Genomic DNA, 16,108 nt, shown 5'->3' with positions numbered 1-16,108 from the left:
TTATTCGTTTACTTGTTTTTGTGCAGTGATTTCACTTGCTTGTGATTCAACAGTTGCATCTGCATCAACTGCATTTTCTTTGTTTTCTTGATCTTTTTTAGGGAAGCCCGGTGTTACTTCATCCATGTCACGTAAATCTACTGCTTTCTTATCAGAGTCTAATACTTCAATGTCTAGACCTAATGATTGCAATTCTTTAACCAATACACGGAATGATTCAGGTACACCTGGTTTTGGAATTGGTTCACCTTTAACGATAGCTTCGTATGTTTGTACACGTCCTACAACGTCATCTGACTTGTAAGTCAAGATTTCTTGTAATGTGTATGCCGCACCGTATGCTTCTAGTGCCCAAACCTCCATCTCACCGAAACGTTGTCCACCAAATTGTGCTTTACCACCCAAAGGTTGTTGTGTAACAAGTGAGTAAGGACCTGTTGAACGCGCATGTAATTTGTCGTCGACCATATGAGAAAGTTTCAAGTAGTACATAACCCCTACAGAAACACGGTTGTCGAACGGTTCACCTGTACGACCATCGTAAAGAACAGTTTTAGCATCGCTTGCCATACCTGCTTCTTTGATTGTTTCCCATACATCTTCTTCGTTCGCACCATCAAATACTGGTGTTGCAATATGAATGCCCATCTCACGTGCAGCCATACCTAAGTGCAACTCTAATACTTGCCCGATGTTCATACGAGAAGGTACCCCTAGAGGGTTTAACATGATATCAACTGGTGTTCCGTCAGGCATGTAAGGCATGTCTTCTTGAGGTAAGATACGAGACACAACCCCTTTGTTACCATGACGTCCGGCCATTTTATCCCCAACTTGAATCTTACGTTTTTGGATAATGTATACACGAACTAACATAGAAACACCTGGTGATAATTCGTCGCCGTTTTCACGGTAGAATACTTTCACGTCGTTAACGATACCGCCACCACCATGTGGTACGCGTAATGATGTATCACGAACTTCACGTGCTTTTTCACCAAAGATCGCATGTAATAAGTGCTCTTCTGCTGATAACTCAGTTACACCTTTAGGCGTTACTTTACCAACTAAGATGTCACCGTCATGAACTTCAGCACCAATACGGATAATACCGCGTTCGTCCAAGTTACGTAGAGAATCTTCACCTACGTTAGGGATTTCACGTGTGATTTCTTCAGGTCCTAGTTTAGTATCACGTGCCTCAGATTCTAATTCATCAATATGAATAGAAGTGTAGACATCGTCTTTAACTAAACGTTCAGACATGATAACCGCATCCTCGTAGTTATAACCATCCCAAGTCATGAAGGCGATCAGAGGGTTTTGACCTAAAGCCATTTCCCCTTTTTCCATTGAAGGTCCGTTTGCTAGGATTTCTCCAGCAGTTACGTTTTCTCCAATAGTCACGTTAGGCGTTTGGTTGTAAGATGCTGAGGCATTTGAACGGTGGTATTTGATTAATGGATACTTGTCTAAAGCACCATCTTCACGACGTACGCGGATTTCACGTGCATCAACATACTCAACAACACCATCGTATTGTGCAACGACTGCAGCACCTGAGTCAGCTGCTGCTTTATGTTCCATACCAGTACCAACTAGTGGTGCATGTGGTTGTAACAATGGCACAGCTTGACGTTGCATGTTGGCACCCATTAAGGCACGGTTAGAGTCATCGTTTTCCAAGAAAGGAATTGATGCTGTTGCAACAGATACTACTTGTTTAGGTGAAACGTCCATGTAGTCTACACGTTCAGGTTTCACTTCGATATTTTCTTCAACGTAACGAGCCATAACAACTTCTTCTGCGAATGAACCGTCTTCGTTCAAGATAGAGTTACCTTGGGCGATAACGAAATTATCTTCTTCGTCAGCTGTTAAGTAGTCGATACGGTCTGTTACTTTATGTGTGTTCCAGTCAACACGACGGTAAGGTGTTTCAATGAAACCAAATTCATTGATTTTCGCATATGACGCCAAGTTGTTGATCAACCCGATGTTTGGTCCCTCAGGTGTTTCGATTGGACACATACGACCATAGTGAGAATAGTGAACGTCACGAACTTCGTATCCGGCACGGTCACGAGTCAAACCACCAGGTCCTAAGGCAGATAGACGACGTTTGTGCGTCAACTCACCTAATGGGTTGGTTTGGTCCATGAATTGAGACAATTGAGAAGAACCGAAGAACTCTTTAATTGACGCAACGACTGGACGAATGTTGATTAATTGTTGTGGCGTTACTTTTTCAATGTCTTGGATAGACATACGTTCACGTACAACACGTTCCATACGAGATAAACCGATACGGAATTGGTTTTGTAATAATTCACCAACTGAACGGATACGACGATTACCTAAATGGTCGATGTCGTCTGTTTTACCAATACCTTCATATAAACCTAAGAAGTAGTTTAATGAAGCTAACACGTCAGCAATTGTTAAGGCACGAGCTTCTTTGCCTGGGCCCGCGTTACCAATAACGTTAATTACACGGTCAGCATCTTTAGGTGCTTGGATTTTAACGATTTGTAAATCAACAGGTTCTGTTAGAACAGCATCGTCATTTGGATACAATGTTGTCACGTTTAAACCATTGTCAAAATATGGCTCTAATTTGTCCATAACTTCACGGTTTAATTCAGTACCTTTATCCGCTAAGATCTCACCAGTTTCTGGGTCAACCAAAGTTTCAGCCAAGATTTGGTTGAATAAGCGGTTTTTGATATCTAATTTTTTGTTTACTTTGTAACGACCAACAGCTGCTAAGTCATAGCGACGTGGGTCAAAGAAACGAGCAGTTAATAAGTTACGAGATGAGTCTGCAGTCTTTGGTTCGCCCGGACGTAGACGTTCGTAAATTTCTTTTAATGCTTCTTCTGTACGAGAATCAGATAAGTCTTTGTGGACATCTTTTTCTAAAGTTAATTCTAATGTTTCGCTTTCTCCGAAGATTTCACGAATTTGGTCATCAGAAGAGAAACCTAATGCACGCATCAACACTGACATCGGCACTTTACGTGTACGGTCAATACGTACGTAAGAGATGTTTTTCGCATCTGTTTCCATTTCTAACCATGCACCACGGTTAGGGATTACAGTGGTACCAAATGATTGGCGACCATTTTTATCTAATTTGTCGTGGAAGTAGACACCTGGAGAACGCACTAATTGAGAAACGATTACACGTTCCGCACCGTTGATGATAAACGTACCACCGTCAGTCATTAGTGGGAAATCACCGAAGAATACTTCTTGATCCTTGATTTCACCAGTTTCTTTATTCATTAAGCGCAATTTAACATAAATTGGCGCTGAGTAGTTTGTGTCATGTGCACGCGCTTCTGCTAAGTTGTATTTAGCTTCTTTAAATGAATAATCAACAAATTCTAAGGCTAATTTACCAGCATGATCTTCAATAGGAGAAATGTCCTCAAACATTTCTTTCATCCCTTGATCCAAGAACCATTTGTATGAGTCCGTTTGGATTTCAATCAAGTTTGGCAATTCTAGCACTTCATTAATACGTGAGTAACTGCGGCGCACGCGATGTTTACCGAAATTGACATTATGCCCAGTCATTAAAAGCCACCTCTCCGAAATTTAAACTGTTAGAATTTAATGAGAATTTGCTAAGAAATTGCCCATTAAGGCCTTTTTACCCTAAAAAAGGGCAAAAAAATAACAAAAGATGATTTGACTTTCCTGTCATTACCTTTTGTTTTCGCCTAGAAACGCGTCCGGACAATATTTCGGAACGTTCCAATCCAATTAATAATATACAGTTTTTATTATACACCTTTCCCATATATTGTCAATCATTTATGCTAGTTAAATGTTAGCTATCCTACTCGATGAAAATGGAGCCGAAATATATGTTATTTGTATACTTTTGTACATAATTGTTCCTAAAAGTAAGAAAAAATTGTTATATATGACAAATGTCACTTTTTTTCACAAAGAAGTGTATACTTAGTTGGGTAAATAAATTCTATTTACGATAAACATTAACCTTTGGAGGTAATACGAATGAAATACGTTATAGTAGGAACTTCACATGCTGGTTTTGAAGCTGTGCAAACTCTATTGAAAAAAGACTCAGATGCAGAAATCGTTGTATTTGAAGCTGGATCAACCGCTTCTTTCTTATCATGTGGTATTCAGTCCTATCTAGAAGACATTTCAAAATCTTTGGATGAATTACACTACGCAAATGAAGCATCATATAAAGAACAAGGTGTTGATATCCGCATGAACACAAGTGTGATTGCCATCAACCCAGACACAAAAGAAATTACAACACGCACTACTGACGGTGTGGAAGCTACAGAAAGTTACGACAAACTATTGCTTTCTCCAGGTGGTGTACCAGGTACAATCCCGAATGTAGATGACCAACACGAAAACATCTTCTACTTACGTGGTAGAAACTGGGCAGATAAAGTGAAAAATCGTATGTCTTCAGCTAAAAAAGCTGTAGTTGTTGGTGCTGGTTACATCGGTATCGAAGCAGCAATTGCTTACGCACAAGCTGGCATCGACGTGACAGTTGTCGACTTTGTTGATTCAATCTTACCAACTTACCTTGACAGTGAATTCACTAGTCTTCTAACAAAACATATGGAAGAAAAAGGTATGAAGATTAAAACTGGCGAAGGTGTGAAAGAATTTAAAGTCAACGAAAACAACGAAGTAACTGCAGTTGTCACTGACAAAGGCACTTACGAAGCAGATACAGTTATTATCAGTGTTGGGGTTCGTCCAAACACACAATGGTTGAAAGACACTTTAACCCTTGATGGTCGCGGCTTTGTTGAAGTCAACGAACACATGGAAACTTCAGTTAAAGATGTTTACGCTGCAGGTGATGCAACTGCTATTCCTTTTGCACCTACAAACGACAAAGCTTACATTGCTTTAGCAACTAACGCTCGTCGCCAAGGTGTCATCATGGCTCGTCACGCAAGTGGTGATGCAGACGCTAAAATTGGTCGCGTAAACGGTACATCAGGTCTTGCTGTATTTGACTACAAATTCGCTACTACTGGTATCAAGGATGCTAACGCAAACTCTTACCAAGGAAATGTGAAATCTGTTTACAAAGAAGACTTAATCCGTCCTTCATTTATGCACGACGAAGAAAAAGTTTTAATGAAGCTTCATTACGATGCAGATAACGGTCGTATATTAGGTGCTCAATTAATGTCAACTTATGACATTCTTCAAGCTATTAATGCTGTATCTGTTGCGATTGAAGCTGAATGGACTGTAGACCAATTAGCGCAAGCTGATTTCTTCTTCCAACCAGAATTCAGCCGTCCTTGGAACTTCTTAAATGTCTTAGCGCAAGAAGCTCAAGGTCAACCATACGGCGCAGACACAATGATTTTCTAATCCAAACGAAAACCACTTTTTCGCCACAGATATATAACATCCATATAAAAAAATAAACAGGCAGGTAGATTTCATTAATCTACCTGCCTGTTTTTTTCTTCTATTATGTAGCTCACGATATCCGGTTCCAAAGGTCAAACTCTTCCAACACTTCCCAAAATACGCCAATTACTTAGCAGTACTTGTTCGGCTTTTGCTCCAGCGCGTCGAGTCTTAGCGACTTTTGTCACACCTCTAATTTTTACTCTAACCAACCATCCACTGTTTCACGATTGGCTTCAATCCAATTATCCGCTGCTTCTTCTGGTTCTACATCTGTCGCTAATTCTTCCATAACAGAAGACATATCTTCAACTTCCCAGTAGAAGTTATCAATAATCTTATAGGCTTCTGGGTTATCTTCCTTTAGCCCTTCTCTTGCGTATGAATGAATTTCCTCGTAGCCACCAAAGACATTTTCTGGATCGTCAAGCATCTTAAGATCATAATCCATGAACATCCAATGTGGCTTCCAACCAACCACAACTATATCCTCTTCATTATTGATAGCTTGCTCTAATTCAGCAATCATTGCACCTGTTGAACTCACAGAAACCTCCCAATCGGATAGGTTGTCATACTCCTTAACAGCATTTTGGGCACTGTTGGTAACACCTGCCCCTGGTTCAATTGCTGTAATAGTTGAACCATTTTCATCCGTGAGGTCGGTAATCGAATTGATATCTTCCATATATGTTGGAACAGTTAATGCTGAAATAGCACCTTCTAGGTTAGCCCCTAAATCAACCATCGAGTCACCGTATTTCTCTGCATAGGCCTGGTGCGTTGTAGGCACCCAACCGCCGACCATAGCATCCGACTGCCCTTCTGCAACCGAACTAAACATGATGGCCGGGTCTACTGTTGTAATTTGTACGTTGAACCCTGCTTCTTTTAGCACCTGTGCCAGGACATTTGTTGAAGCCATTTCAGACTCCCAATTCACAGTTGCTAGAGTCACTGTTTGGCCACCAGAATCAGAACCTACAGTCGTTTTATACGAATCTTCACTAGCAAAGGTAAATAATAACCCAACAATAATTGCTACGACTAAACTGATTTTCTTAAACATTTTTACACTCCCGAAAATAATCTTCCTTAGTTACAAATGTTCGACTACTTACTTTTTATAAAAAAAACAGGAGTGGCTATTAGTGCCTCACTCCTGTTATAAGCTCATTGAGACGTTACTGTTCATTAATTATCACGAACAGCATTGTCAAGCTTTTATTCAATTATTCTTCAACAGCTAACCATTGATCAACTGTTTCTTGGTTCTCTTCAATCCACGCTTGGGCTGCAGCTTGTGGATCTGCACCATTGTTGATTTCAGCCATTACAGATTCCATATCTGCAACTTCCCAGAAGAAGTTGTCTAAGATTTGATAAGCTTCTGGCATGTCATCTTGTAATCCTAGGCGAACCATTGTATTGATTGTTTCACCGTCTCCGAAGACACCTTCAGTATCTTCTAGATATTTCAAGTCATACTCTTGGAACATCCAGTGTGGTGACCAACCAGTAATAACGATTTCTTCTTCATTCGCAATAGATGTCCCTAGTTCAGTCGTCATGGCACCTGAAGATGATGTTTGAACTGTCCAATCACTTAGGTTGCTGTATGTATCTACTGCATTTTCTGCAGCCGCTACAACACCAGCACCGGGTTCAATACCTGTAATTGTTTGGTTCGCTTGGTCACTTAAGTCCTCGATTGAGTTCACATCTTCCATGTAAGTTGGTACGGTTAAACCTGTAATCGCACCCTCTAAGTTAGGACCCAGGTCTTCCATCTGATCACCATATTGTTCGTATTGCGGTGCATGTGTGTTAGGTAACCAAGCACCAACCATCGCATCCGCTTCAGCTGACGCAACTGATGACCACATAATAGCATTATCTAGTGGCGTAGTTTCTACTGTATAGCCAGCTTGACGTAAAACTTCTGCGATAACATTTGTAGAAGCAATTTCAGTATCCCATGTTACGTAAGATAGATTGATGTTCCCTTTACTTTCGCCAGAAACAAGGTTAAAGACGTTCGATTTGTAAGCATCAGCACTCCCAAAAGTAAGAACTAATCCCAAGATTGCAATGACTGCAATCCAGATACCTTTAAGTTTTTTCTTCAAAATAAATTCTCCTTTCTTTAAATTAGCTATTTTTATCAGCTGTGAAACGATTTGTTAAGCGGTCAATCAAGATTGCTAAGATAACAATTGCTAAACCTGAAACAAACCCTGAACCTACTGATGCACGTTGTAGAGCGGTTAAGACTTGACGACCTAGACCAGGCGCACCAATCATTGACGCTGTAACAACCATAGATAAAGCAAGCATAACTGTTTGGTTTACACCAGCCATAATTGTTGATTTAGCTAAAGGTAATTCTACTTTGAATAATTTTTGTTTACCAGTTGAACCAAAGGCGTCCGCTGCTTCTACTAATTCAGTAGAAATTTGTTTGATACCTAACTCAGTAAATCGTACTGTTGGTGGTAATGCAAAAATAACTGATGCAAACGTCCCTGGTACGATACCAATACCGAAGAAAGCAACGGCTGGAATCAAGTAGACAAAGGCAGGCATTGTTTGCATGAAGTCCAAGATTGGTTTTAGGATATTGTGGACAGTTTTATTTTTTGCGGACCAAATTCCTAAAGGTACACCGATAATAATCGAAACAAGACTTGATACAAGTACCAATGTTACTGTGTTCATTAGCTCTGACCATAAACCTTGGTTTAAGATATAACCTAAGCCAACCAAAGCAAAGGCAGATAATGACAATTGTTTCTTATTCATAAAATAAGCAACCACTGCCACGATTAGGATAAAGGCAAATGGTGGAATTAATAATAGTAAGTTCGTAATACCGTTCATAAAGATTGAACCACCATTTTGAATGGCACCAAAAAGACCTGATAGGGTTACGGTTAACCAGTTTGTTGCTGATTCAACCCAATCCGCCACTGGCAGTTTCGGGATTGGATACATAGCTAAATTAAACATTCAATTCTTCCTCCTCTTCAACTTCATTATCACTATTGTCATTTGCTAGACTATTGATAACCATCTTAGAACTCACCATACCCAATAAGTGGTTTTCCTCATCTACTACTGAAATCGGCATAAATGCATTACCCATCACATCATAAATCTCATTAATAGATGTTTCTGGATGAACTGTTGGATGGTCTGTACGAATAATAGATTCAACAGATAAGTATTCTTTATTTTGATTGCCTTTAATTATTTTGACAACATCAGTGTCACGAACGTAACCTAATAATTCACGTTTGTTATTTGTCACCATTAGGAAGCTGTAGTTTTCTTCTTCCATACGGTGTAGGGCCATTCTGGCACCATGCTTCTCAACATTTAATAAGAAGTTTGGACGCTCCATAGCATGTTCAGCAGTAAGGACTTTAGAACGGTCAACACTTTCAACAAACCGTTCAACGTAATCGTTAGCTGGATGCGTTAAGATTTCTTCACCAGTACCTACTTGAACGACTTCTCCGTCTTTCATTAAGGCGATACGGTCTCCAATTCTTAATGCTTCATCCAAGTCATGGGTAATGAAGACGATTGTTTTGTTTACACGTTCTTGTAAATCAACTAACTCATCTTGCATGTCACGACGGATTAATGGGTCAAGCGCTGAGAAGGCTTCATCCATTAGTAGGATTTCTGGGTCATTTGCTAAGGCCCGTGCTAAACCAACACGCTGTTGCATACCACCAGATAATTGGTTTGGATATTGGTCTTTAAAAGTTAATAGACCAGAGTTTTCTAGTGCTTTTTCAGCAGCTTTTTGACGTTCTTCTTTGCTGACACCTTGAATCTCCAAACCGAATTCTGTATTTTCAAGAATTGTTTTGTGTGGGAATAAGGCGAAGCTTTGGAATACCATACTCACTTTTTTACGTCTGATTTCACGTAATTCTTCTTTATTAGCACCTGTCACGTCATCACCTAAAATTGTGATGTTACCCGCTGTTGGTTCGATTAAACGGTTGATCATACGTAACATAGTTGATTTACCTGAACCAGATAATCCCATGATTACGAATGTTTCACCTTGCTTGATATCTAAACTGGCGTTGTCGACCCCGACTGTGGCACCTGTTTGTTGAACGATTTCTTCTTTAGACTTTCCTTCATTTAATAGTTTTTTCGCTTTCTCAGTTTGAGCGCGCGATCCATAAATTTTGGTTAAATTCTCAATTTTTACTGCTGTAGTCATCATAATCCTCCTTTATTTTGACACTTTGTTACAAAAAGCAACGTAACTCACCATATTACCGTAACATGCTCACCAAAAAATTTCAAAAAACAACCCTTAAAAAGGTTGATTTGACGCGTTTCATAAATCGAACATTTTTATGTTAACTTTCTACACCCCCTTTAGACTAAAAATGAAAGGGCTTCATTTCACAAACTCACAAAAGTACAATCATTGTTCTATTTGAAAACTTTCCTACCCAAATAAAAAAGCATTACATCCAAAGGATGCAATGCCCACCATGATGGTCTATTCGCTTTCTTTTACACTTTTTAAAATCCAATAGCCTTTACGGCGTTCGATTTCTTCAGCGTTACCAAAAACTTCTTCTAATTTCTTCATCGCTGAAGGTGCCCCTTGTTTCTTTTGTAAAACTACATAAATTTCGCCACCCGGTTTTAAATAGTGAATGGCTTCGCTCATAAAATGATGAACCATTTCCTTACCGGCGCGAACTGGTGGATTCGTCAGAATGACACCGAAATCTCTTTTGCCAATGGCTTCATAGGCATTTGAAACGCTAAAAGTGACGTTGTCGACATGGTTAGCTGCTGCGTTGTCCTTAGCCAGACCAATTGCCCGCTCAGAGATATCTACCCCGTAAATGGCACGGTCAGGCAACATAGTCCCCATAATGACCCCTACAGGCCCGTAGCCAGCGCCCAAATCAAGCAGGTCGCCTGGTGCAAGTTGGTCAAGGTCCAAGGCTTCAAGCATGACCCGGGTCCCAAAATCTAAATTATCCCTAGAAAAGACGCCTGAGTCGGTCTTGAAGGTAAATGATCGGTCGAAAATCACGGTCTCGTATTGTTTAAAGTCGTGTCCAAGATCTTCATTGTTTTCGAAGTACTGATGACTCTCTTTCATGAACACCCTCCGTTCTATATCATTACTATTTTCATTGTTTTTGTAAATGCACATTATCATCTCTTCCATTTTATAGTTTGTGTGGACTAGGCGCAAGTAGGTAAAATCTGCTTGATACTTTTGTCAAAAAGAAAAAGCGCCCCTAAAAGGACGCTCTCATACAATACAAAAAGATTCGCATACTTAAAGATCTATAACAGCTACATTTCCTCGCCATTTGTAGCGATGACTCGTTTATACCATTCAAAGGATTTTTTCTTAGTACGTTTTAAAGTTCCTTCATTATAATCATCTAAATCTACATAAATAAAACCGTAACGCTTAGACATCTGTGAAGTTGAGGCACTTACAATGTCGATGCAGCCCCAAGAAGTATACCCCATCACTTCTACTCCATCAGCGATCGCATCCGCAATGGCCTTAAAGTGATCACGGAAATAGTCGATCCGATAATCATCTTGAATAGAACCATCTTCTTCTACAGTATCTTGGTAACCAAGTCCATTTTCGACAATCCAAAGCGGCTTTTGGTAACGGTCATATAGATCAATCAAGGAAATGTGCAACCCTAAAGGATCCACTTGCCATCCCCAATCCGTAATCGATAAATAGGGATTTTTCACTCCTGTTGTAAGGTTGCCTCCAACCTTTTCTCTTTGATCCGCATCTATGCTCTGAACAATCGACATGTAATAGCTGAAAGAAATGAAATCTACTGGATACTCTTTGATAACAGATAAATCATCTGGTGTCATTGCGATATTAAATTCATTATTCTTCCAATAGTTAAGCACAAATTTTGGGTATACCCCTCGAACTTGAACATCTGTGTAAAAAAAGTTCATGCGGTTATCTTTTTGCGCCAAATATACATCTTCTGGGTTGCAGGTTTCAGGGTAAGTCATCGTTTTGGTCACCATGCAACCCATTTCACTCTCAGGCGAGACTTCCTTGAGGTATTTAGTCACTAAAGAGCTTGCCACAAATTGATGATGCAATGACTGATATATAGCCTCTTCCGCTTTTTTCTTGCTGGGATAATTTTCTTCAATGATTCCTACTGTAGTAAAAGCATGGCGGAAAGCACTGTCGATTTCGTTGAAAGTAAGCCAATACTTTACTAAGCCGTTAAAACGGTCAATACAAGTTTTTGAATAGTTGACAAACATATCCATAACTTGGCGATTCGCCCACCCTCCATATGCCTCTACCAAATGCAATGGCATTTCATAATGCGAGAGTGTAACTAAAGGTTCAATGTTGTATTTGCGTAGGGTCTGGAAAGCTTTCTCGTAATAAGCCAACCCCGCTTCATTTGGTTCTGTTTCATCTCCGTTTGGAAAAATTCTCGTCCAAGCAATCGACATTCGGTAACATTTGAACCCCATTTCGGAAAAGAGTGCAATATCTTCTTCATAACGGTGGTAGTGATCGATTCCATGACGTTTTGGATAGTAAATTTCATCATCAGTTTCTTTAGCTGCCAAAATATCTGATGGAGATGTATGCCATTGCGACACATAATCTTTTTTATCGATATTGGGTTTGAATTTAGCGACATCAGCCACACTCATCCCTTTTCCATCACTATTCCAAGCTCCTTCTAATTGATTAGCAGCAGTCGCTCCGCCCCACATGAAACCTGTTGGAAATTTACTCATTTTTTAAACTCCTCCTTAATTTATTGGTTCAGCATTTAAATATCCCTTTTATTGGCTATGCAGTTCATTTTCTACCGTAATATTTGAGATTCGATTACTATTCGTAACAACAACTATAATCGTTGGATCGTATCCATTTTCTTTAACTTGTTCTAAATCAAAAGTGGTCAATAAATCGCCAGCTTTTACTTTAGCCCCATCTTGTACAACAGTATCAAAGTACTTGCCATTCAGATTGACTGTATCTATACCAATGTGGACTAATACCTCAGCACCTTCATCACTGGTAATTCCAATAGCATGTTTAGTTGGAAAAATAGAACTGATTTCACCATTTACTGGGCTATAGACTTTTCCCTCAGTTGGAATAACTGCAAATCCATCTCCTAATGCACCACTAGAAAAGGTTGCATCTTTAACATCTATTAAGTCCACCATTTGGCCAGTAGCAGGAGTTGCTAAAGTAATTTCCTTTTTCTCAACAACTGATGCAGCTGTTTCTTCTTCACTCACTTCATCTTTGTACCCAAACAAATAAGTTAGAATACAAGCACTAATCATGGATAAGAAATATCCAGCTACCACCCAAACAAACCCTTGACCAATATAAACTGGAAAAGATAAAATACTACGCGTAGCAACCGCTAAAGCTCCGGCACCTGCAGCCCCTGAAATCCCGCCAAAGACGGCTCCTGTCAAACAGGCAATAATAAATGGTTTCTTATATTTTAACGTTACCCCATAAACAGCAGGTTCAGTGATTCCGAAGAGGGCACTGATGAAGGCAGATAAAGATAAACTTTTCAACTTACTATTTTTGGTTTTTAAAAAGACACCAAGAACTGCTCCTGCTTGCGCCGAAACGGCCATCATACATGCAGGTCCTAAAGTATCACGACTATAGAAAGCAAGATTATTCGTCATTACTGGCACAAGACCCCAATGAAGACCAAATATCACAAATACTTGCCATAGTCCTCCAATCACGGCACCAGAAAGAGCTGGACTAAAGTTGTAAACGGCTAAATACCCATTAGCAAGCATAGTGGAAGCAAAGTCGGCAATCGGACCAACCACTATCAATGTTAACGGTACCATTATCATCAATGAAAAGAATGGTGTCAGCAGATTCCGAACACTTTCATGTAATCTGGTTCTGAAAAACCGTTCGACATACGAAAGTACCCAAACAGCTAAAATAGCTGGAATGACTGTACTTGAATATTTAGCTAAAATGACAGGAATACCCACAAAGTCTAGGCTGACTCCGTCATTAAAAGCAGTCAAGAGTGTCGGATAGATCAACGATGCTCCTAGAGTCATGGCTATAAACGGATCTGTCTTAAACTTCTTAGAAGCCGTATAAGCTAAGAAAACAGGCAAAAAGTAAAAGAATGTGTCAGCTGCTACATTAAGAATCACATAAGTTCCAGCCTCAGGAGCTAAAACACCTGTACTTGAAAGCAGTGCCAATACCCCTTTAATCAAACCGCTTCCAGCTAAAACTCCAAGTGTAGGCGCAAAAACACCCGCGATCATATCAATAAAAGCATTTAATAAACCTTTCTTCTCTTTAGGTTCTTCTTCGCTGCTATCCTGTTCACCCAAATCTGTATTTTCTACTAATGCCTCATAGACATTGTTGACATTGTTGCCAATAACTACTTGAAACATTCCTCCAGCTTCAACAACCGTGATGACACCGTCAAGATTTTCAATAGCTGTTTTATTTGCTTTTTTATCCTCTTTTAAAGTAAAACGTAACCGAGTGGCACAGTGATAAACATTCTCAACGTTACCTTCTCCTCCAACATTTTGTATAATGTCTGACGCTAATTGTTTGTAATTCATTTCTGTTCCTCCTTTGAACATTTGTAAAATCTATAGGACATGCGAACGGTATAAAAACTATAAATAAATGGCATTTTCTTTATGAACTTAGTATAGTTTGTATCCTTTTTCTAATCCATTCAATGAAAATGCCTACCAAAAGAGAAAGTTTTTGAATAAAACAACTGCTTTCAAAAATTCATTTATTCCATGCCCTTTAAAGTTAAATATCGGTCAAAACCCTTGCTACTGCATCAAAGAAAAGAAGGATATCTTCAGACTCGCTGCATTCCACATAAACTATTTTTTTAACTCTCTTTTGCCTAAAAATGATGGCTTGAGAAAGAGTATATTCTTTAATTTGTGTATCCGCATTTTCTCCAATTCTACAAGCAAATACCCCCTCTTTCCCTACAGGCTGGACAATGAGGTCCTTTGATGCAGGAAAAAGTTGCAGCACATCTTCTAGTTTTTTAGGGATCGTCGTCTGATTTTCTGCTGGAAAGAATTGATTTAGCAATTCATCTATCTGCTTTTCTTCGATTGATTTTAGTCGATTCTGCAATATTGGTGTCAAAGATAAAATATCTTCGTTTGACAATACACTATTCACGTAAAAAAAATAATCATAGGCAAAAATAACTTCTTGCTCTGTGGTGATGAATAAATCAAACTGTTCCCGTTCTTCTGAATGAGTTTCGAACAAATATAGAGGCTCGATTCGAAATTCATTCATGCGTTGTCCTGACATCTCCATTAACTGAATCTTCAGAGAATTGATTACGCTAAAGGGCTGATTGCTGACGATTAGGCCATTATGCTTAGATTTAAAGGGTTCTAAAGCTGCAGCTAAATATAAAACTAGGTAAGAAGTCTCTGCTAGATTCGGACGAATATGAAAATATAAAGGAAAATACTTTCGGATAAGATACATCTCTAAAGGATAAGTTTGAATCGTTCGTTGTGCAAAATGATTCATCACATTATGGCCAGCGGCAATTCGAATCTTCACTTGCCTAATGTGAGTCAGCAAGAATTGGGGCTCTTTGAATAAAACATTTGTTGAAAGATGGAGTGTCTCAATAATTTTTTGTTCAAAGTGCCGCAGATTCTGTTCAATTTCTTCATTTGAACCGCTGCCGCCATAAAGATAGTTCATCTCAAGCAGCCGTTGCGTAGTATCTGCTTTTTCTGAAGCCGTATAACTGTATCCTGTGACTGATTCGATTTGGCTGTACAAATAATCCATCATAGGCACTGTTGTTTTACCTTGAACGTTATCCATCCTCCACCCGAGCTTGCTTCTGATCATCATCAGTACCAAGTAACGCGTGAACCGTGTGAAATCTTCCCCAGGAATAATGTAATTGTATCGAGTTAATGTGTCTCTTAGAATCGGTCTGATTTCTGAAAACAACTCTAAAAAACGCTTGACGATCTTTTCGCTCAAATGTGCTTCAGCGATTACTTTTTCGGTCCCCACCATTGAAATAAAAAAACGTTTCATGTTCTCAGAAGCAATCATCTTTAGCCCTTCAGTGTTGGAAACGTCTATATCAATTTCTGAGTTCCTTTCCATCCAGCGTTGAATCGTCTTTATTTCGTTAGATACAGCTGTTTTGGAGAGAAAAAAGACATCTGCTAATTGCTGCATACTAACGTAATCATCTTGAAACAACAAATAGATGACCAGTGTGGATGCGCGAAAGTTCATACTTGAGTAAATTTGGTGTTTTGACGCTTCTTCAATAAGTTGTTTTTGAAGTTCAGGAGAAAGAAAAGAGAGATAATAGCCATTCCGCTTATTGCTTTCTAAGATAAATTGACTGCCTAATCCTTCAGTTAACATTTTGATTTCTGCTTGTACAGTTTTTTTATTGGTTCTTAAGTTTGCAGCAATTTTATCACTTGTCAGCCAATCATGTTCATTAACTAAGAGCGCTAAGATTTGAATTTGTCTTTTTGTCAACTCCAATACAAACACCTCCATATCGCCCTATTATATCAAATTTACACCAGCCTCAAACAT

The 16,108-nt window shown here is 39.2% G+C and carries 8 protein-coding genes and 1 pseudogene; 1 reads left to right on the top strand and 8 read right to left on the bottom strand.

All coding sequences use genetic code 11. The annotated features are described in order from the left end of the window. Positions 1–3,582 carry a DNA-directed RNA polymerase subunit beta gene (gene rpoB, locus AWM74_RS05185; protein WP_026465644.1) on the bottom strand — a complete coding sequence of 1,194 codons (3,582 nt, stop codon included), beginning with the start codon at positions 3,580–3,582 and terminating at the stop codon, positions 1–3. 447 nt (positions 3,583–4,029) lie between these two features. Here rpoB and AWM74_RS05180 point away from each other — a divergent pair, with 447 nt between their 5' ends. Then, on the top strand, positions 4,030–5,394 hold the full coding sequence (locus tag AWM74_RS05180; RefSeq protein WP_016897318.1) for an FAD-dependent oxidoreductase: 1,365 nt from the start codon (positions 4,030–4,032) through the stop codon (positions 5,392–5,394). A 241-nt stretch (positions 5,395–5,635) separates the two neighbouring features. Here the strand turns inward: AWM74_RS05180 and AWM74_RS05175 are convergent, their stop codons facing one another. The 7 genes and pseudogenes from AWM74_RS05175 to AWM74_RS05140 all read right to left on the bottom strand — a co-directional run bounded on the left by AWM74_RS05175 (position 5,636) and on the right by AWM74_RS05140 (position 16,054). Beyond that, positions 5,636–6,505, bottom strand: a complete 870-nt coding sequence (locus AWM74_RS05175; protein ID WP_026465643.1) for a glycine betaine ABC transporter substrate-binding protein — start codon at positions 6,503–6,505, stop codon at positions 5,636–5,638. Between the two features lie 163 nt (positions 6,506–6,668). Further along, positions 6,669–8,430: pseudogene (locus tag AWM74_RS09585) on the bottom strand (ABC transporter permease/substrate binding protein). 7 nt (positions 8,431–8,437) lie between these two features. Next, positions 8,438–9,682, bottom strand: coding sequence for a quaternary amine ABC transporter ATP-binding protein (locus tag AWM74_RS05160; protein ID WP_026465640.1), 1,245 nt, complete (start codon positions 9,680–9,682; stop codon positions 8,438–8,440). A 288-nt stretch (positions 9,683–9,970) separates the two neighbouring features. Next, on the bottom strand, positions 9,971–10,588 hold the full coding sequence (locus tag AWM74_RS05155; RefSeq protein ID WP_026465639.1) for a class I SAM-dependent methyltransferase: 618 nt from the start codon (positions 10,586–10,588) through the stop codon (positions 9,971–9,973). Between the two features lie 200 nt (positions 10,589–10,788). Next, positions 10,789–12,249: a glycoside hydrolase family 1 protein gene (locus tag AWM74_RS05150; RefSeq protein WP_026465638.1), complete on the bottom strand. Its 1,461-nt coding sequence runs from the start codon at positions 12,247–12,249 to the stop codon at positions 10,789–10,791. A gap of 48 nt (positions 12,250–12,297) precedes the next feature. Further along, positions 12,298–14,100 (bottom strand): beta-glucoside-specific PTS transporter subunit IIABC, encoded by a 1,803-nt coding sequence (locus tag AWM74_RS05145; protein ID WP_026465637.1) that lies wholly within the window; start codon positions 14,098–14,100, stop codon positions 12,298–12,300. Positions 14,101–14,302: 202 nt separating this feature from the next. After that, positions 14,303–16,054, bottom strand: a complete 1,752-nt coding sequence (locus AWM74_RS05140) for a BglG family transcription antiterminator (RefSeq protein WP_026465636.1) — start codon at positions 16,052–16,054, stop codon at positions 14,303–14,305. Between the last annotated feature and the right edge of the window lie 54 nt (positions 16,055–16,108).

This window comes from Aerococcus urinaeequi, assembly GCF_001543205.1.
GTDB classification, from domain to species: domain Bacteria; phylum Bacillota; class Bacilli; order Lactobacillales; family Aerococcaceae; genus Aerococcus; species Aerococcus urinaeequi.
Note: the sequence above shows the minus strand (reverse complement) of the source record. Positions and strands in the feature narration are given on the sequence as shown.

What these genes read in the sequence shown, in the direction of transcription:
- AWM74_RS05150 (WP_026465638.1), bottom strand. Translation starts at nt 12,249, where the DNA reads ATGAGTAAATTTCCAACAGGTTTCATGTGGGGCGGAGCGACTGCTGCT.
- AWM74_RS05180 (WP_016897318.1), top strand. Translation starts at nt 4,030, where the DNA reads ATGAAATACGTTATAGTAGGAACTTCACATGCTGGTTTTGAAGCTGTG.
- AWM74_RS05155 (WP_026465639.1), bottom strand. Translation starts at nt 10,588, where the DNA reads ATGAAAGAGAGTCATCAGTACTTCGAAAACAATGAAGATCTTGGACAC.
- AWM74_RS05145 (WP_026465637.1), bottom strand. Translation starts at nt 14,100, where the DNA reads ATGAATTACAAACAATTAGCGTCAGACATTATACAAAATGTTGGAGGA.
- AWM74_RS05175 (WP_026465643.1), bottom strand. Translation starts at nt 6,505, where the DNA reads ATGTTTAAGAAAATCAGTTTAGTCGTAGCAATTATTGTTGGGTTATTA.
- rpoB (WP_026465644.1), bottom strand. Translation starts at nt 3,582, where the DNA reads ATGACTGGGCATAATGTCAATTTCGGTAAACATCGCGTGCGCCGCAGT.
- AWM74_RS05160 (WP_026465640.1), bottom strand. Translation starts at nt 9,682, where the DNA reads ATGACTACAGCAGTAAAAATTGAGAATTTAACCAAAATTTATGGATCG.